17 protein-coding genes and 1 pseudogene are annotated in these 16,633 nt (G+C 73.5%); 9 read left to right on the top strand and 9 right to left on the bottom strand.

The window, feature by feature from the left end:
- Nucleotides 1-276: 276 nt before the first annotated feature.
- The 4 genes from rocD to ACFWI8_RS22980 all read right to left on the bottom strand — a co-directional run bounded on the left by rocD (nucleotide 277) and on the right by ACFWI8_RS22980 (nucleotide 3,921).
- Nucleotides 277-1,524 carry an ornithine--oxo-acid transaminase gene (gene rocD, locus ACFWI8_RS22965; protein ID WP_387094660.1) on the bottom strand — a complete coding sequence of 416 codons (1,248 nt, stop codon included), beginning with the start codon at nucleotides 1,522-1,524 and terminating at the stop codon, nucleotides 277-279.
- Nucleotides 1,521-2,303, bottom strand: coding sequence for a dimethylargininase (gene ddaH, locus ACFWI8_RS22970; protein WP_387094780.1), 783 nt, complete (start codon nucleotides 2,301-2,303; stop codon nucleotides 1,521-1,523). Before ddaH ends, rocD begins: the two co-directional genes overlap by 4 nt.
- 155 nt (nucleotides 2,304-2,458) lie before the next feature.
- Nucleotides 2,459-2,950 carry an Lrp/AsnC family transcriptional regulator gene (locus ACFWI8_RS22975; protein WP_387094662.1) on the bottom strand — a complete coding sequence of 164 codons (492 nt, stop codon included), beginning with the start codon at nucleotides 2,948-2,950 and terminating at the stop codon, nucleotides 2,459-2,461.
- Nucleotides 2,947-3,921, bottom strand: coding sequence for a YihY/virulence factor BrkB family protein (locus tag ACFWI8_RS22980; protein WP_387094664.1), 975 nt, complete (start codon nucleotides 3,919-3,921; stop codon nucleotides 2,947-2,949). Before ACFWI8_RS22980 ends, ACFWI8_RS22975 begins: the two co-directional genes overlap by 4 nt.
- A gap of 188 nt (nucleotides 3,922-4,109) precedes the next feature.
- Between ACFWI8_RS22980 and ACFWI8_RS22985 the strand changes: the two genes are divergently transcribed.
- Entirely contained in the window at nucleotides 4,110-4,391 is a 282-nt protein-coding gene (locus ACFWI8_RS22985) for a dsRBD fold-containing protein (RefSeq protein WP_387094666.1), read from the top strand.
- Between the two features lie 15 nt (nucleotides 4,392-4,406).
- Here ACFWI8_RS22985 and ACFWI8_RS22990 read toward each other — a convergent pair whose 3' ends face one another.
- Nucleotides 4,407-5,267, bottom strand: a complete 861-nt coding sequence (locus tag ACFWI8_RS22990) for a PhzF family phenazine biosynthesis protein (protein WP_387094668.1) — start codon at nucleotides 5,265-5,267, stop codon at nucleotides 4,407-4,409.
- Nucleotides 5,268-5,387: 120 nt separating this feature from the next.
- Here ACFWI8_RS22990 and ACFWI8_RS22995 point away from each other — a divergent pair, with 120 nt between their 5' ends.
- Nucleotides 5,388-7,046, top strand: a complete 1,659-nt coding sequence (locus ACFWI8_RS22995) for an alkaline phosphatase D family protein (RefSeq protein ID WP_387094670.1) — start codon at nucleotides 5,388-5,390, stop codon at nucleotides 7,044-7,046.
- A 46-nt stretch (nucleotides 7,047-7,092) separates the two neighbouring features.
- Here ACFWI8_RS22995 and ACFWI8_RS23000 read toward each other — a convergent pair whose 3' ends face one another.
- On the bottom strand, nucleotides 7,093-7,539 hold the full coding sequence (locus tag ACFWI8_RS23000) for an HIT family protein (RefSeq protein WP_387094672.1): 447 nt from the start codon (nucleotides 7,537-7,539) through the stop codon (nucleotides 7,093-7,095).
- A 38-nt stretch (nucleotides 7,540-7,577) separates the two neighbouring features.
- The gene (locus tag ACFWI8_RS23005; protein ID WP_387094674.1) at nucleotides 7,578-7,808 is read right to left on the bottom strand and encodes a hypothetical protein; all 231 of its coding nucleotides are present in this window, start codon (nucleotides 7,806-7,808) and stop codon (nucleotides 7,578-7,580) included.
- A 40-nt stretch (nucleotides 7,809-7,848) separates the two neighbouring features.
- On the opposite strand from ACFWI8_RS23005, the gene ACFWI8_RS23010 reads away from it, so the two are divergent.
- The 6 genes and pseudogenes from ACFWI8_RS23010 to ACFWI8_RS23035 all read left to right on the top strand — a co-directional run bounded on the left by ACFWI8_RS23010 (nucleotide 7,849) and on the right by ACFWI8_RS23035 (nucleotide 14,257).
- Nucleotides 7,849-8,721 (top strand): XRE family transcriptional regulator, encoded by an 873-nt coding sequence (locus tag ACFWI8_RS23010; RefSeq protein ID WP_387094676.1) that lies wholly within the window; start codon nucleotides 7,849-7,851, stop codon nucleotides 8,719-8,721.
- 19 nt (nucleotides 8,722-8,740) lie between these two features.
- Nucleotides 8,741-9,315: pseudogene (locus ACFWI8_RS23015) on the top strand (HD family hydrolase).
- A 12-nt stretch (nucleotides 9,316-9,327) separates the two neighbouring features.
- Nucleotides 9,328-10,140, top strand: coding sequence for a class I SAM-dependent methyltransferase (locus tag ACFWI8_RS23020; protein ID WP_387094678.1), 813 nt, complete (start codon nucleotides 9,328-9,330; stop codon nucleotides 10,138-10,140).
- Between the two features lie 135 nt (nucleotides 10,141-10,275).
- Entirely contained in the window at nucleotides 10,276-11,610 is a 1,335-nt protein-coding gene (locus tag ACFWI8_RS23025) for a Bcr/CflA family multidrug efflux MFS transporter (RefSeq protein WP_387094680.1), read from the top strand.
- Nucleotides 11,607-12,590, top strand: a complete 984-nt coding sequence (locus tag ACFWI8_RS23030; protein ID WP_387094682.1) for a small ribosomal subunit Rsm22 family protein — start codon at nucleotides 11,607-11,609, stop codon at nucleotides 12,588-12,590. Before ACFWI8_RS23025 ends, ACFWI8_RS23030 begins: the two co-directional genes overlap by 4 nt.
- 941 nt (nucleotides 12,591-13,531) lie before the next feature.
- Nucleotides 13,532-14,257 carry a bifunctional DNA primase/polymerase gene (locus ACFWI8_RS23035; protein ID WP_387094684.1) on the top strand — a complete coding sequence of 242 codons (726 nt, stop codon included), beginning with the start codon at nucleotides 13,532-13,534 and terminating at the stop codon, nucleotides 14,255-14,257.
- On the opposite strand, the gene ACFWI8_RS23040 is transcribed toward ACFWI8_RS23035, so the two are convergent.
- Nucleotides 14,244-15,290 carry a hypothetical protein gene (locus ACFWI8_RS23040; RefSeq protein WP_387094686.1) on the bottom strand — a complete coding sequence of 349 codons (1,047 nt, stop codon included), beginning with the start codon at nucleotides 15,288-15,290 and terminating at the stop codon, nucleotides 14,244-14,246. The genes ACFWI8_RS23035 and ACFWI8_RS23040 overlap by 14 nt on opposite strands.
- Before the next feature lie 126 nt (nucleotides 15,291-15,416).
- On the opposite strand from ACFWI8_RS23040, the gene ACFWI8_RS23045 reads away from it, so the two are divergent.
- The gene (locus ACFWI8_RS23045; protein ID WP_387094688.1) at nucleotides 15,417-16,163 is read left to right on the top strand and encodes a CDP-alcohol phosphatidyltransferase family protein; all 747 of its coding nucleotides are present in this window, start codon (nucleotides 15,417-15,419) and stop codon (nucleotides 16,161-16,163) included.
- Here ACFWI8_RS23045 and ACFWI8_RS23050 read toward each other — a convergent pair.
- The gene (locus ACFWI8_RS23050) at nucleotides 16,079-16,561 is read right to left on the bottom strand and encodes an adenylyltransferase/cytidyltransferase family protein (RefSeq protein ID WP_311602435.1); all 483 of its coding nucleotides are present in this window, start codon (nucleotides 16,559-16,561) and stop codon (nucleotides 16,079-16,081) included. The genes ACFWI8_RS23045 and ACFWI8_RS23050 overlap by 85 nt on opposite strands.
- Between the last annotated feature and the right edge of the window lie 72 nt (nucleotides 16,562-16,633).

Raw genomic sequence — 16,633 nt, forward strand, 5'->3', positions numbered from 1 at the left:
GCCCCCCGGCCGGTGGCCTCGCGCGACGAGCGCGCGGCCCGCGGCTCGCGGCAGCGCGGAAAGGGCGGGTGGGCGGGGGAGTCACCGCGCGAAGCGCCGCGACCACCGGCCGGCGGCCTGCGGCCGAGCCGCGCCTTCGGCGACGGCCCGCGCCACGCCGCGGGCGCGCAGCGCCCGGGCCGCAGGCCCGCGGCTCGCGGCAGCGCGGAAGGGCGGGTGGGTGGGGGAAAACCCGCCGCGAAGCCGGCAGGCCGCGGACCCGCACCGACCGCCGTGCTACCCGGCTCCGCGGCCCGCTCCGCGGGCCAGCGTCTTCGCCAGGGTCTCGATCGCCGTGGTGAGTTCGTCCTCCGTGATGGTCAGCGGCGGCGCCAGCCGGATCGTGGAGCCGTGGGTGTCCTTGACCAGGACGCCCTCGCGCAGCAGGCGTTCGCCGATCTCGCGGCCGGTGCCGATGGTGGGGTCGATGTCGACGCCGGCCCACAGGCCGCGGCAGCGGTAGGCGAGGACGCCCTCGCCGACCAGGCCCGACAGGCCGGCGTCCAGGATCCGGCCGAGTTCGGTGGCGCGGCGCTGGTAGGTGCCGGTGCGCAGCAGGTCGAGCACCGCGGAACCGACGGCCGCGGCCAGCGGGTTGCCGCCGAAGGTGGAGCCGTGGCTGCCGGGGGTGAGGACGCCGAGGACGTCCCGCCGGCCGACCACCGCCGAGACCGGGACGATGCCGCCGCCCAACGCCTTGCCGAGCAGCAGCAGGTCGGGCAGGACGCCCTCGTGCTCCACCGCCAGCGTGCGGCCGGTGCGGCCGAGGCCGGACTGGATCTCGTCGGCGATCCACAGCACGCCGGCGCGGCTGGTCAGTTCGCGGACGCCGGCGAGGTAGCCGTCGTCCGGGATGAGGACGCCGGCCTCACCCTGGATGGGTTCGATCAGCACGGCGGCCGTGGTCTCGTCGATCGCGGCGGCCAGCGCTGGCAGGTCGTTGTAGGGGACGGTGCGGAAGCCGGGCGTGAACGGGCCGAAGCCGTCCCTCGCGTCCGGGTCGTCGGAGAAGCCGACGATGGTGGTGGTGCGGCCGTGGAAGTTGCCGGCCGCGACCACGACGGTGGCCCGGTCGGGGGCCACGCCCCGCACCCGGTAGGCCCAGCGGCGGGCCACCTTGACGGCGCTCTCCACGGCCTCGGCGCCGGTGTTCATCGGCAGGGTCATGTCGAGCCCGGTGAGTTCGGCGAGGCCCTCGGCGAAGTCGGCGAGCCGGTCGTTGTGGAAGGCGCGCGAGGTGAGGGTGAGCCGGTCGAGCTGGCGGTGCGCGGCCTCGATCAGCGCGGGGTGGCGGTGGCCGAAGTTGAGGGCCGAGTAGCCGGCCAGCATGTCGAGGTAGCGGCGGCCCTCGACGTCCTCGACCCACGCGCCCTCGGCGCGGGCCACGACGACGGGCAGCGGGTGGTAGTTGTGGGCGAGCGTGGTCTCCTCGGCGCGGATCAGCTCGGCGGAGGAACGGTGGGAGTGGCGGGTGGGGTTCGTCATGGCCGGAGCTCCTGGGTGCAGCACTTGATGCCCCCGCCGGCCTTGTGGATCTCCGACAGGTCGACGGGGACGGGGACGTAGCCGCGCTCGGCGAGGCGGCAGACGAGGCCGGTGGCCTGGGGCGCGACGAAGACGTGGCGGCCGTCGGAGACCGAGTTGAGGCCGAAGGCGAGCGCGTCCTCGCGGGTGGCGAGCAGCGCGTCGGGGAACAGCTCGGCCAGCGTGGCCCGGGCCTCGGCGGAGAAGGCGCCCGGGTAGTAGGCGATGTTCCCCTCGGGCCCGTCGTCCAGCGCGAACAGCGCGGTGTCCAGGTGGTAGAAGCGCGGGTCGATCAGCGGCAGCGTGACCACCGGGAGGCCGAAGTGCCGCCGCACCTCCTCGTGGGCGGCCCGGGTGGTGCGGAAGCCGGTGCCGGCCAGCACCAGGCCGCGGACCGGGACCAGGTCGCCCTCGCCCTCGCAGACCTCGGCGGGCTCGTGGACCTGGTAGCCGGCGTCCTTGTACCAGGTCAGGTAGGCGCCGGACTCGGGCTGCCGCTGCGGGGCGTGGAACCTGGCCCCCAGCATCCGACCGCCCACCACCAGCGCCGAGTTGGCGGCGAACACCATGTCCGGCAGCCCGGGCACCGGGGCGATCGTCTCCACGGTGTGGCCGTGCGTGCGGTACGCGTCGACCAGCGCGGTCCACTGGGCCTGGGCGAGGGACCGGTCGACGGTGCCCGCCGGGTCCATCCAGGGGTTGATGGCGTAGGCCACGTCGAAGTGGCGCGGCTCGCACATCAGGTAGCGCCGCGGGCGGGCGAGCTTGCCTGGCACTGGCGACTCTCCTCTCGGTTCTTCCCTTTGACGGTAGAAACGGGAGGATGTGGGCGACAAGAAACGGCACTTGCGCGTGTGCGCAAGACCGTTGCGTCGTCAGGCCGCCAGGCGGCGGTTCATTGCGCGGGAGGGGGGCTCGGGCTGGCTCCGGCCTCGGGGGAGTTGGCGATCAGGTGGGAGAGGACGATCTGGCTGATCGTCTTGCGGATGAACGGCTCGGCCCTGATCCGCTCCAGCACCCGCTCGAAGTGCTCGATGTCGGTGGCCCTGATGTGCAGCAACGCGTCCGCGCCGCCGGTGACGGTCATCGCCGCGGTGATCTCCGGGTAGTCGCGCACCACCTCGGCCAGCCGGCGCGGCGGAGCGGCGCTGTCGCAGTAGACCTCGACGTACGCCTCGGTGCGCCAGCCGAGCGCGCCGGGCAGCACGGTCGCGGTGAAGCCGGTGATCACGCCGGCCTCCCGCATCCGGTCGACGCGGCGCTTGACGGCCGGCGCTGACAGGCCGATGGCCGCGCCGATCTCCGCGAAGCTGGTCCGCGCGTTGGCGATCAGCGCGGCGACGATCTTCCGGTCGAGGTCGTCGAGCGGCACGGGCGGCCGGGTCACGGCAGGTCGTCCTTCCCGGCCGTGGGCCTGGCGGGCACCGGCGCCCGGCCGGCGGCCGGCGGGTACGCCGGCAGCGGCGGCACGGCCGGGCGCGGCGGCGCCGGCGGCGGCGTGAGCCGGGCCAGCTCCGCGTTGAACTGGGCCCCGGCGAGCAGGCTCAGGTTGGACACCCACAGCCACACCAGGAAGACGATGATCCCGGCCAGCGAGCCGTAGAGCCGGTCGTAGGTGCCGACCCCCGAGGCGTACAGCGCGAACGCGGCCGAGGTCACCAGCCACAGCAGCACCGCCAGCGCCCCGCCCGGCACGCCCCTGGCCGGCACCTGGGCGCCCGCCGGGCCGGTGCGGAAGAGCACCAGCACCAGGCCCGTCACCAGCAGCACGAGCAGCGGCCACTTCAGCAGCTCCCACGCCGTGCTGCCCGCCTCCCCCGGCCCGAGGAGCCGCCCGATCACGCGCACCGCGCCGCTGGTGAGCACCAGCACCGTGGCACTGCCGACCAGCAGGGCGAGCAGCCCGAGGGCCGACAGCATGGTGCGGGGGATGGTCCGCCAAGGTGCGCGGTGGTCGGTCACGCCGTGCATCGCGTGCTGCACCCGCCGGAAGATGGCCAGGTAGTTGTAGGCGGACACCAGCGCGCTGACCGCGCCCACCACCGTCACCACCCAGGCCGCCGAGCGCTGGTCGGCCAGGTCGTGCAGCGCGCTCACCACGTCCCCCCGGGAGCCGGCCGGGACCAGCGCGCTGAACTGCCACAGCAGCTCCTGCGCCACCCGGTAGTCGATGATCCCGATGACCGACAGGGCCACGAAGAGGGTGGGGAAGACGGCGAGCACCGAGTAGTAGGTGAGCGCCGCGGCCCAGTGGTCGATGTCGTCCCGCCACATCGACACCGGGGTGCGGCGCAGGGCCACCGCCCATCGGGCGGGTGTCTCGGCGCCGCTGGGTCCTGCTGTCGTTCGCTCCGGCATCGGTCCACCTGGTCTGTCGTACGGCCCGGCTTCCCCCAAGCCCCCAGCTTGCCAGCACCCGGGCTCCGGCCCGGCACGGGGCCCCGACCAGGGGGTGTGCAGTGGCGGCGAGCGAGAGCGACCATGGAAGAAGGGCGAATGCCCGAGCACTCCTCAGACGTTCCCGATGTTCACCAGGGAGGCCGATCATGGCACACGAGGAGACCTGGAACGTGCGCCTGTCCATCGACTCGAGCGACGACGGCGGGCGGATGACGCGCGCCGAGGCGCGCCTCGAGGACCGACCGGACGTCGTGCTGGTCACCGAGGGCGTGGCCCGCGCGCATCCCGCCGACGAGAACGTGCCCGACATCGGGCGCGAGCTGGCGGTGGCGCGGGCGCTCTCCGAGCTGTCGCACCAGTTGCTGCACACCACGGTGCAGGACATCGAGGCGCACACCCACGAACGGGTGCGGCGGCTGCGCGTGTGACGCGCCGCGCGCCCGCTACGCCGTCCCGTCCGGGATGCGGACCGCCGTGCCCGAGACGTGGACGCGGGGGTCGGCGGCGCGCAGTTCGACCGTCAGCAGGGACGGCCGGCCGAGGTCGTGGCCCTGGTGCAGGGTGAGGACCGCCGCCGGCTCGACCAGGCCGATCTCCCGCAGATAGCCGCCGAGCGCGGCGGCCGCAGCGCCGGTCGCCGGGTCCTCCACGACCCCGCCCACGGGGAACGGGTCGCGCACGTGGAACACGGTGGGCGACTCCCGCCACACGAGCTGTAGCGTCGTGAGGTCCAGGCGCAGCATCAGGGACTTCAGCCGCTCGAAGTCGTAGTCGAGGGCGGCCAGCCGCTTGCGGTCGGCCGCCGCGAGCACCAGGTGCCGGGCGCCGGCGAACGCGATCACCGGCGGCAGGGCGGGGTCGAGCTCGCCGGCCGACCAGTCGAGCGCGGCCAGCGCCTCGGCCAGGTCGGCGGCGGCGACCGGCTCCTGGTGCGGTTCGACGCTGGAGAGCGTCGCCGCCGGCCCGTCGTCGCCCGGCCGCACCACGACCGGCACCTCGCCGACGGGCGTGTGGAACGTCAGTTCGCCGGGGCCGAGCCGCTCGGCCAGCGCCACCGCGGTGGCGACCGTGGCGTGCCCGCAGAACGGCACCTCGGCCAGCGGGCTGAAGTAGCGCACCGCGTACCGGCCGGCCTCGCCGGTCGGGGTGAGGAACGCGGTCTCCGAATAGCCCACGGAGGTCGCGATGTCCTGCATGGCCGCGTCGGACAGGCCGGTGGCGTCCAGCACCACGCCCGCCGGGTTGCCGCCCTCGGGGTCTGTCGTGAAGGCGGCGTAGCGCAGCACCTCGGGATCGTTGGTCATGTGGCGTTCAACTCGCGGCCCACCGCGGCTATTCCGGCCGGCCGGATTGTCATGGAGACGCCATGCGCGCGACGGGCGCGGGATGGCCGGCGGACGGCCGGCCCCGCTGCACTCGACGATATGACGCACTCCTCCTCTCCCGCCCGCCCTCCCGAGTCCTCTCCCACGGACGCGCTGCGTGTCGCGGCCCGGCTCCTCGACCGACGCCGCTTCCTGACCGTCACCGGCGCCGCCGCGGCCATCGCCTTCTCCACCAACCTCCCCAACACCGCCCAGGCCGCGGAACCGCTCGACCCGGAGGCGCTGACCGTCGACCCCTTCACCCTCGGCGTCGCCTCGGGGGACCCGCGCCACGACTCGGTGGTGCTGTGGACGAGACTCGCACCCGAGCCGTTCGCCGTCGACAGCGGGCTGCCGGCCCAACCGGTCACCGTGCGCTGGGAGATCGCCAGGGACGAGGCGTTCCGCCGGATCGAGCGGACCGGCCGGACCGAGGCCCACCCCGAGTTCCACCACGCCGTGCACGTCGAGGCCGACGGGCTGCGCCCGGCCACCACGTACCACTACCGCTTCCACGTCGGCCGCTGGACCAGCCCCACCGGCCGCACCAGGACCGCGCCGGCCCCCGGCGCGCACGCCGAGTCGCTGCGCTTCGCGCTGGTCTCCTGCCAGCGCTACGACCAGGGCTACTTCACCGCCTACGGCCACCTGGCCCGCGAGGAGAACATCGACGCCGTCCTGCACCTCGGCGACTACCTCTACGAGTACCCGGTCAACTCGGCCGCCGGCGCCCGCGGTTACACCGGCCCCGACGCGCTGCCCGCCGAACTCAACCGGGAGACCGTCACCCTGGAGGACTACCGGCTGCGCTACGCCCTCTACCACCGCGACCCGGACCTCAGGGCCGCGCACGCGGCGCACCCGTTCGTCGTCACCTGGGACGACCACGAGGTGGAGAACAACTACGCCGGCTCGATCCCCGAGAACAACGTGCCGCCCGAGGAGTTCCTGGTCCGCCGCGCCGCCGCCTACCGCGCCTACTACGAGAACATGCCGCTGCGCCGCGCCCAGCTGCCGCACGGCCCCGACGCCCGGCTCCACCGGCGTCTCGACTACGGCCGCCTCGCCCAGCTGGACATCCTCGACTCCCGCCAGTACCGGGACGACCAGGCGCTCGGCGACGGCTGGCAGGTGCCGACGGACGAGGTCGCGGCGCCGGGACGCACGCTGCTCGGCGCGAGCCAGGAGCGCTGGCTGGCCGACGGCTGGCGCCGCTCGCGCGCGGTGTGGAACCTGGTGCCGCAGCAGGTGGTGCTGGCCCGTCGCCGCAACCGGGTCGAGGGCCCGTGGCCGCTGTCGATGGACGCCTGGGACGGCTACCCGGCGGCCCGCGAGCGCTTCCTGACCGCCGCCCGCGACGCCGGCGTGGACAACCTGGTGGTGCTGACCGGGGACGTGCACGTCCACTACGCCTTCGACCTCAAGGCGGACTGGGACGACCCGGCCTCCCGCACCCTGGGCGTCGAACTGGTCACCAGCTCGATCTCCAGCGGCGGCAACGGCTCGGAACGACCGGCCAACTGGCCGGCCCTGACCGGCGCCAACCCGCACCTGCGCTTCTACGACGGCCGCCGCGGGTACGTGGTGCTCACCCTGGACAGCCGCCAACTGACCGCCGAGTACCGGGTGGTGCCCACCGTCACCACCCCGGGCGCCGGGGTCCTCACCGCCGCCACCTTCGTCTCCCCGGCCGGCGCCCCCGGCCTGCGGCCCGCGTAGTCCGGTCGACCGCCCGGCCCGCCACCACCAACGGCGGGCCGGGTCGTCACCAGGAGGCGAGCGCAGCGCGCAGCCGTTCCGCGTAGGCGCGACGGCGGTCGGCGGGGAGCCAGTCGGGCTGCGGGGGCGTGCCGTAGAGGTCGTCGCCCGGGTAGCGGGGGAAGAGATGCTGGTGGAAGTGCCAGACCGTTTGGTCGCCGGCCGGCTCGTTGTGCTGGCGGGTGGAGACCCCGGCGCAGCCGTAGGCGGTGCGCATGGCGCGAGCGAGTACGCGGGTGGCGTCGAAGACCGCGTGGCCGTCGGCGGCGGGCAGGTCGTAGAGGTTCTCGTGATGGGCGACGGGGATGACCAGCAGATGGCCCGCGTTCCGTAGCCACCAGCGGGGGCAGACCAGCGCGAAGACGCGCTCGTCGCGGTAGACCACGTCGGGTTCCCGATCCGGGGTGAGGTGGCAGAACGGGCAGTGGTAGTCGGCGGGTTCATGGTTGTACACGGGCACCTCCCGGTTGCGTGTCGGTCCCGGCGGGGCGCTCAGGAACCGGCCGGCGGCCACTCGACGAGCCCGTCGAGGACGGGTGGTCGGTAGCCGGGGCCGTTGAGCACCTTGCCATCGGCTCGGCGGAGGACCCGGCCGTCCGCGTCGAGCTTGCTCATGTTGGACCGATGGACCTCGACGAAGACGGCCGGCGGGTCGATCCCCAGCGCGTCCGCAGCGCCGTAGGTGACCTGGTGACCTGAGTCGGAGATTCTCAGGTAGTTCAATCCAGCAGGCTGACGCCCAAACGCCGCCGATCCCGAACTCGTGGTGCTTCTGGAGGCCGCTGGTCAGGCGGACGCGGTCATCACCCACGCGCTGGAGAACCCAGTGCCCTCGCGGCAGAGCGTTGAGCACCATCCCCTCGCCCAGTGGGTGTACACCCGAACTGCCGCCCACATGATCGCCTGGGCACTCACGGGGGCGCCCCCGGCGGCGCTTCCGCAAAACCCTCCCGAAACGCCGCGTCGGCGAGGGCCGACCCCCGATTCCCCGCTCCTGCCGGCAGCGGAGCGTCAGGCTGCGTTCAGCCACCTCAGGCGGTGCGCCGAGGAAGCCGAAAGGCTCGGCCAAGACGGGGCCCTACTCCGGCGACAGGCCGTCTACCTGTGCAGCTATGACAGCGCCCCAGACACCCACGCCTGGGTCGGCCACATGCGCAAACCGATGCGGTTCACCTTCACCTCGCCCCTGGAGTGGTCGGACGCACGGTCGATCGCCACCTCCCTGACGAGGCACGGGGAACAGGATGTGCTCTGGGCCTTCATTGACCACGGCATGCAGGACGATGCCGGAGAAGCCGCCAACTTGAACTACTGGGCCTACTGGCTTGGACTGGACCCTCTTCCGCGGGCCGATGACGGCTTCATGGCTTCCCGTTCCTCGCGACAGTGGGATGCGAGCGCTCTGCTACGGGCCATGGCCAGTCGACTCGACCCCGGCTTGGCGTGTATCGACCTGAACGTGCACTCGGTGTGGGCCCTGCTTGCCGCGCACCCGGCATTGCTGACGGTTGACGCGCGCCTCACCGCCGACCTTGCTGGTCGGGTGCTACGACTGCTCGACTCGGACAGCGCGTCGTCGCGAGCCCGGCGGGAGCTGGAGCAGTTGAACTGCGGTCTACGAATGACCAGAGCCTGATCCACGGAGAGGACGCCGCATGTTGGACGAGCAGCACGCCCGGGGGGCGGTCACGTACCTCATGGAGATGGGGACGCTCAAGCGCGGCAAGCGCAGCGGGTGGTGGATCGCGGGCGTGAAGGATCCGGAGACGATCGCCGAGCACAGCTTTCGCACGGCGATCATCGGGTCCGTGCTGGCGATGCTCGAAGGTGCCGATCCGGCGAAGGTGCTCTGCTGTGCACCTTTCATGACACCCAGGAGACGCGCGTGGGCGACATCCCGTGGGTGGGACGTCGCTACCTCACCGCGGCCAGGAACGAGGACGTCACGGCGGACCAGGTGGCCGACGCCCCTCCGGTCGTGGCCGCCGGGATCCAGGCCATCGTGGACGAGTACGAGAACGGCGACTCCCTCGAAGTGCTGGTCGCTCACGACGCCGACAAGTTGGAGTGCATGATCCAGGGCCTCGAGTACCTGGAACAGGGCTACCGCAATGCCCAGGAGTGGGTGGACAGCACACGGGCGAAGCTCAAGACGCCGTCGGCCATCGCACTCGCCAACGCTGCCCAGGGCATGTCGTCGGCCGAGTGGCAGCGCACCTACCTGCGGTAATAGAAGGCTCACATGACTGTTCCACGGATAGCTCCCGAGGTGATGGCGTTCTACACCTCGAAGGTCACCGAGGCCGACCGGTTGTCGTCGTCGGCTGACGGCACATTGGAGCTCCTGCGTACCCAGGAGTTGCTGCGCCGCTACCTGCCCCGGCCCCCGGCGCGGGTGCTCGACGTCGGCGGTGGGCCCGGGACGCACGCGCGGTGGCTGATCGCGGACGGCTACGGCGTGCACCTGGTCGATCCGGTTCCCCGCCATGTCGACCAGGCTGGACAGATCGCCGGATGTACCACCGAGTTGGGCGACGCGCGGCAACTCACCATGGCCGACGCCTCGTTCGACGTCGTGCTGCTCCTCGGTCCGCTCTACCATCTCACTGATGCCGGCGACCGGCGGCAGGCTCTCACCGAGGCGTTCCGCGTACTACGCCCCGGAGGGCTCCTGGCCGCCGCCGGCATCAACAGGTATGCCTCACTGTTCGAGCACACGGCCTTCGCGCACCTGCACCGGGACGACGTCCGGCGGAGCATCGCGGGAATCCTCGAGTCCCGGGTCCATGACGGGAAGAAGTCCTTCACCCAGGCTTACTTCCACAGTGCCGACGAGCTACGGGGTGAGGTCGCCGCGGCGGGGTTCGAGGGGGTCGAGGTGTTCGGCGTCGAGGGGCCGACCTGGGGGATGCTCAAAGCGACCGAGCAGTTCACGGGCGAATCGGTGATCGGTACCCCGCTGTTCGAGTCGGCGCTGGCCGCGGCCCGGATGGCTGAGCCGTACCCCGAGCTGCTGGCCGCCAGTTCGCACCTGCTCAGCGTGGCGCGGCGCTGAGCGGCGGCGTCCGTAGCCGGGGCGTGTGACGAAACGCACCGCGTGGGGTCCCCCGGAGGGAGGAAAAGAAGCGGGGGTGGTCCGGCCAATCATGGGATGATCGGATTGTTCCGAGCGCTATCACCGGAGAGGTGCATGACTCAGCCCGGCCAATCCCCGACGGCCGAACCCGCCCAAGACCACACCGCCACCCAGATCCCCCGGCCCGCCACCGCCGGCGAAGGAGCACCGAAGCTCTCACGCCGCAGGCGGGCCGGACTGCTGCTCACCCTCATCCTGGGCAGCCTCAGCGCCCTCACCCCACTCTCCATCGACACCTACCTCCCCGCTCTCCCCGAGGTCGCCGACAGCCTCGGCACCGGCGCCGCCACCGTCCAGCTCACCCTGACCGCCTGCCTCCTCGGCCTCGGCCTCGGGCAGCTGATCGTCGGCCCGATGAGTGACCAGCTCGGCCGCCGGCTGCCGCTGCTCGCCGGCATGGGCGGCTATGTCCTGGCCTCCGTGGCCTGCGCCGTCGCGCCCAACGTCGAGACGCTCACGGCCTTCCGCCTCGTCCAGGGCCTCGCCGGTTCGGCCGGCGTCGTCATAGCCCGCGCCATCGTCCGCGACATGTTCGACGGCGTCGCCATGGCCCGCTTCTTCTCCACCCTGATGCTGATCTCCGGCCTCGCCCCCATCCTGGCCCCGGTGTTCGGCGGGCAGCTGATGCGGTTCACCGACTGGCGCGGCATCTTCGTCGTCCTCGCCGTCGCCGGGCTGCTGCTCACCCTGGTCGCGGCCCGCTGGCTGCCGGAGACCCTCCCCGCCGAGCGCCGCGAACGCGGCGGCCTGCCGGCCGCGTTGCGCACCATGGGCGGCCTCTTCAGGGACCGCGTCTTCACCGGCCACCTGCTGGTCGGCGGCCTCACCTTCGCCGGCCTCTTCGCCTACGTCGCCGCCTCACCGTTCGTCATCCAGGAGATCTACGGCGCCTCCCCGCAGACCTTCAGCCTGCTGTTCATGGTCAACTCCGTCGGCCTGGTCGTGATGAGCCAGGTCAACGGCAAGATCCTGGTCGGCCGCGTCCCCACGCACCGGATCATGGCCGTCGGACACGCGCTGCTGGTGCTCGCCGCCACCTCCCTGCTGCTGATGACCACCGGCGTCTTCGGCGACCTCGGCCTGGTGCCCGTCGCCACCGGGCTCTTCGTCCTGATGGGCGCCATGCCGCTGGTGCTGCCCAACGCCAACACCGAGGGACTGCAGCGGGCCCCGCACGCGGCCGGCTCCGCCGCCGCCCTGCTCGGCGCCTCGCAGTTCTTCGTCGGCGCCGTCGCCTCGCCGCTGGTCGGCGTCGCGGGCGAGGACACCGCCGTCCCGATGGCCGTCGTCCAGCTCGCCTCGGTGCTGCTCTCCGCGGCCTGCTTCCTGCTGCTGTGCCGCCCGTGGCGGCGCGCCGCCACCGCCGCCGTGCCTACACTGCGGCGGTGACCAGCCCCACCACCACGCCCCTGGGCGCCGCCCTCGACCGGCTGCTCGACGGCCTGCCGCCACGGCAGGCCGCGGCGGCCGTCGAGCGGCTGATCGCCAGCTACCGGGGGCGCACCGTCGCCGCGACGCCCATCCTGCGGGACCGGGCCGACGCCGTCGCCTACGCCGCCTACCGGATGCCGGCCACCCACGAGGCGATCGCCGCCGCGCTCGACCAACTCGCCGCGCGGCTCCCGGACTGGGCCCCGGCCAGCCACCTCGACCTTGGCGGCGGCACCGGCGCGGCGGTCTGGGCGGCGGCCGACGCCTGGCCCGGCGACCGCGAGACGGTCGTCGTCGACTGGTCGGAGCCCGCGCTCGCGCTCGGCCGCGAGCTGGCGGCGGATGCCGCGTTCCGCGTGGAGTGGCGCCGTGAACGGCTCGCGCCCGGCGTCCGGCTCCCCACCGCCGACCTGGTCACCGTCTCCTACCTCCTCGGCGAGCTCCCCGAGGCGGCCCGCGACGGGGTGGTCGACGCGGCGGCCACGGCCGCCGGCGCCGCCGTCCTGGTCATCGAGCCCGGCACCCCCGACGGCTACCTGCGGGTGCGCGCCGCCCGCGACCGGCTGCTCGCCGCCGGCCTGCGGGTGGCCGCGCCCTGCCCGCACGACGCGGCCTGCCCCATCGAGCCGGGCGCGGACTGGTGCCACTTCGCGGCCCGCGTCGGCCGCTCGGCGCTGCACCGGCGGGTCAAGGGCGGGGTGCTGCCCTACGAGGACGAGAAGTTCTCCTACGTGGCGGCGACGTCTCTGCCGGTGGCCGCGCCGGCGCGGGCGCGGGTGGTCCGCCGCCCGCAGCTCCGCAAGGGCCAGGTGCTGCTCGACCTGTGCGACCCGGAGCCGGCCGCCGGCCTCCGGCGGGAGACCGTCACCCGCCGCCAGGGCGCGGACTACCGCACGGCGCGGGACACGCCGTGGGGCGGCGTCTGGCCGGCGACCTGACGGCCGCCTCCCGCCTGCGCGACGGCCTGCGGCCGGGCCGCGCCGCGCCGCCCACCCGCCCTCGGCGGGTGGCCTTGCGCAGCCTGCGGCTTCGCCGCACGGGCGGCGCTTCCGGTGTCGGCCACCGATCCGCCGGGCAGGTCGTGGCGCGGCGAGGCGTTGGCCTGTGGCTGGGCCAGGCGGCCCGTGGCTTGGCGGCGGACGCCGTTCCGGCCTGCGGCCGTGCGTGCTGCGGCTTCGCCGCGGGCCGCGTCCGCGGTGCCGTGCCCCCGCCCCCCGGGCGGGCCGCTGCGCGGCGAAGCGGCCGGGCGGTCCGTGGCTCGGCGGCGGACGCCGTCTCGGCCTGCGGCCGTGTGCGCTGCGGCTTCGCCGCGGGCGGCGCCGGCGGTGCCGTGCCGCCCGCCTCCGGGAGGGTCGTCGCGGCGGAGCGAATCCGGCCTGCGGCCGGGCCTGGTGGCCCGTAGCCGGGCGGGTGCGGCGGAGCCGCCACGGGCGCGCGGCCCGCGCGTAGCGCGACGAGGGCGGGTGGGTGGGCGCGGCGCGGTGGTGGCCTGCGGCCAGCCGTCTGCGGCTTCGCCGCACGGGGGCGGCGCCGGCCTGCGGCTGGGCCGCGTATCCGGCCGAAGGGCGGGCGGGTGCGGCGGAGCCGCCACCCGCCGCGCGGAGCGCGAAAGGGGCGGGTGGGTGGGGTCGATCCCCGCGCGGAGCGCTGCCGCTGCCGCGCCGTAACACACGGTCCGTGGGGAGATGGCGTGTGCGCCGCGCCATCGATGGTCACCGAGGGGTGGGTTTCTCCCGATTACCCATCGGAGGGCATCGCAGGGCAGGATGGTTCGTTACAACTTACAACCGAGTGACAGCTGAGACGTTTCCACGGAATAAGCACCGCGCCTCCCGCGCTGCACGATTCGGGAAACGGCTAGTGAGGCGGTAGGGGGACCATGGAACGCGAGAGCAGACTCCCTCGGTGGTTGCGTCGCGGAGCTCGGGAGGCCGCCGCCGGGGCGGCCGCGGCCAGGGTCAGGGAGGAGCTGCTGCTCGCCGCCGCCGAGGCCGGCTTCCCGTTGGCGCCCGCCGCGCACCCCGACGACTACGGCTGTTCCTGCGAGCGCATCGGCTGTCCCACGCCCGGCCGGCACCCCGTGTCCCTCGCCTGGCAGACGCAGGCCACCACCGACCGCGACCAGGTGCTCCGCTGGCTGCACGGCGCGCCGGAGGCGAACTTCGTCACCGCGACCGGCCGCGCCCACGACGTGCTCGACGTGCCGGCCGCCGCCGGCCGGGCGGCGCTGGAGCGGCTCTCGGCCGAGGGCACCGAGGTGGGCCCGGTCGCCGTCGTCGACGACCGGATGCTGTTCTTCACGGCCACCCGCGGCACCCCGGACGACGAGGACGAGTGGTGGCCGTGCGAGCTGGACTGCCATCCCGAGACCCTGGACGAGCACCCGGGCCTCCGCTGGCACTGCCGCGGCAGCTACGTGCTCGTGCCGCCATCCCGCACCCCGGGCGCCACAGCGGCGACCGGGGTGCGCTGGTTGTACGGCCCCGAGCGGCCGCTGCCCGAGCCGCTGTCGCTGCTCGAGGCGCTGACCGACGCCTCCGCCGGGCTGCCGGCCGAGGACGAGGAGGAGCCGGCCGGCACCTCCGCCTGGCCTACTCGCCGGTGACGGACGTCGCGCCGCGGCTCTGGCCGAGGATCTCCACCTGGCCCTCGCCCGCCGGCACGTAGGCGACCTGGTAGGCGACGCGCTGCCAGGTGACGGCGCGCCGCGCCTCCCCGTCCATCAGGGCCAGCGACGCCGGGTCGAGCCTCAGCACCTCCACCGGGTCCTCGCCCTCGGCCACCGTCTGCTTGCTGTTGTGCACGGTGGTGAAGAAGACCAGCGCCCCGCCGTCCGCCGTGCGGACGGCGACCGGCGCGTACTGCTCGTCCTCGGCCGGCTCGTCGATGTAGTCGGTGCGGAAGGCCGCGTTGCCGTTGGCCTCCTCGCGGCCGGCCAGCGCCTCGGTGGTGTACGGGCCGGCGGTGAACGTCGGGTCGACGCCGCCGGCCGTCAGGTAGTCGGCGTAGGCCGCGCTCAGCTCGCCGGGCGCCACCGCGAGGTCGTCCCCGTCCGTCCCGGTGAGCGGGATGTCCACCAGGGCGCCGTTCTCCTCCTCGGCGAACTCCGGCAGCTGGGCGGTGGGCACCTGGCCCAGGTAGGAGGCGCGCCAGTCCTCGTCGATCGCGTTCCGCGTGAAGACCAGCAGCCAGCGGCTGTCCGTCAGGTTCGACTGCGCGTCGGCGATGAAGAACTTGGGCCAACCGGCCTGTTCCGGTATGTGGTACCGGACGTCCTCGAGCTCCAGGGGCGTGAACGCCTCCGGGCCGTAGGCCTCGTTGATCTGGTCGATGATCCGCTGGTCGCCCTGCTCCTCGGCGTCGGCGATGGCTCCGGCCCGCGCGTCGAGCACGGCGCCGTTGATGGCGCCCAGGCCGCCGACCTCGATCGTCGCGTTGAGCTCCGAGTCGTTGGCCGGCTTGGCCTCGTTGTAGACCTCGACGTAGTTCTCGAGGACGTCCTGCGCCTCCTCGGTGTCGGCGGCCGGCACGATGGCCTCCTCGCCGTGCACCGTCATACACCCCGACAGGGTCGCCGTGAGCGTCAGGACCGCGGTCAGCCCAGCCACGGTCGTCGACAGCCGTGCTCGCAGCCGCATCGTCGGTCCTCCCCGTCGTCCCATGGGCGCTGTGGCCCCCGCATGCTATCCGCCCATGCGATGATGCCACGCATCGCGGGGGAGCCGGATCCGGTGTGTGAGCAGGTGGGGACCAGGTGATGGACGGTGGCTGAGCTGAGCTACGGAGCGGCGCTCGAACGGCTGCGGGGGGCACAGAAGACCGCCAAGGGGGTGTCGCTCTACTCGCGGTACGTCAACCGCCCGCTCGGCCGCCGGCTGGCGGCCGCCGCCTACCGGCTGCGTCTGACGCCCAACCAGGTCACGGTGGTCAGCGCGGTGTTCAGCTTCGCCGGGGTGGCCGCGGTGGCGGCCCTGCCGCCGTCCTGGCCGCTGGCCGTGGGCGTGTACGCGGCGCTGGTGCTGGGCTTCGCGCTGGACTCGGCCGACGGCCAACTCGCCAGGCTGCGCGGCCGGTCGAGCCCGGCCGGGGAGTGGCTCGACCACACCGTGGACTGCGCCAAGATCACCGCGTTGCACGGCGCGGTGCTGATCGCCTTCTACCGCCACTTCCAACTACCCAGCGATGGCTGGCTGCTGCTGCCGCTGGTCTTCCAACTCGCCGCCGTACTCGTCTTCTTCGGCGGCCTGCTCACCGACAAGCTCAAACCGCGCCCCGCTGCCGCGCCCGCCGCCGCCCCGCAGGCCCCGCCGTCCCGGCTGCGCGCCGTGGCGCTGCTGCCCGTCGACTACGGGGTGATGTGCGCGGTGTTCCTGCTGCTCGGCGACGAGCGGGCGTTCCGCCTCGGCTACGCCGCCCTGTGCTGCGCCTATGTCGCGTTCTGCGCCGCGTTCTCCGTCAAGTGGTTCCGCGAACTGTCCGCCGTCAACGCCGACAGCGCGGCCCGCAGCTGAGTGCTCGACGTGTGCACCGTGTAGGGGAAGTAGACGACCTCGACGCCGACCGTGGCGAAGTCGCGCTCCAACTTGTCCCCGCGCGGCGTGCCGCGCCAGTCGTCACCCTTGAACAGCACGTCGAACCGCACCTGTTGCCAGGTCTCCAGCTTGTCCGGCACGGTCTCCACGAACGCGGCGTCCACGAACCGGATGCTCCGCACGATCTCCAGCCGCTCCATCAGCGGGATCACCGGCGGGCGGCCCTTGGCCAGCAGCGCCATCTCGTCCGACACCACACCGGCGACGAGGTAGTCGCAGCGGCTCCTGGCGTGCCGGAGGAGGTTGAGATGCCCCACATGGAAGAGGTCGTAGACCCCGGGTGCGTAGCCCACGGTATGGCGAACGGCATGCTGCATACGCCCGAACCCCCCACTGGCCCGTCGCGAAAGAGGATCCCCCACTCTAGCCCCAACTCCTCACAGAACAGG

Origin of the sequence: Streptomyces sp. NPDC127098 (assembly GCF_042722465.1) — a bacterium.
Lineage (GTDB): Bacteria > Actinomycetota > Actinomycetes > Streptomycetales > Streptomycetaceae > Streptomyces > Streptomyces millisiae.

Coding starts and splice junctions, on each gene's coding strand:
- rocD (WP_387094660.1), bottom strand. CDS start 1,524: ATGACGAACCCCACCCGCCACTCCCACCGTTCCTCCGCCGAGCTGATC.
- ddaH (WP_387094780.1), bottom strand. CDS start 2,303: ATGTGCGAGCCGCGCCACTTCGACGTGGCCTACGCCATCAACCCCTGG.
- ACFWI8_RS22980 (WP_387094664.1), bottom strand. CDS start 3,921: ATGCCGGAGCGAACGACAGCAGGACCCAGCGGCGCCGAGACACCCGCC.
- ACFWI8_RS22985 (WP_387094666.1), top strand. CDS start 4,110: ATGGCACACGAGGAGACCTGGAACGTGCGCCTGTCCATCGACTCGAGC.
- ACFWI8_RS22990 (WP_387094668.1), bottom strand. CDS start 5,267: ATGACCAACGATCCCGAGGTGCTGCGCTACGCCGCCTTCACGACAGAC.
- ACFWI8_RS22995 (WP_387094670.1), top strand. CDS start 5,388: ATGACGCACTCCTCCTCTCCCGCCCGCCCTCCCGAGTCCTCTCCCACG.
- ACFWI8_RS23020 (WP_387094678.1), top strand. CDS start 9,328: ATGACTGTTCCACGGATAGCTCCCGAGGTGATGGCGTTCTACACCTCG.
- ACFWI8_RS23025 (WP_387094680.1), top strand. CDS start 10,276: ATGACTCAGCCCGGCCAATCCCCGACGGCCGAACCCGCCCAAGACCAC.
- ACFWI8_RS23035 (WP_387094684.1), top strand. CDS start 13,532: ATGGAACGCGAGAGCAGACTCCCTCGGTGGTTGCGTCGCGGAGCTCGG.
- ACFWI8_RS23040 (WP_387094686.1), bottom strand. CDS start 15,290: ATGCGGCTGCGAGCACGGCTGTCGACGACCGTGGCTGGGCTGACCGCG.
- ACFWI8_RS23050 (WP_311602435.1), bottom strand. CDS start 16,561: ATGCAGCATGCCGTTCGCCATACCGTGGGCTACGCACCCGGGGTCTAC.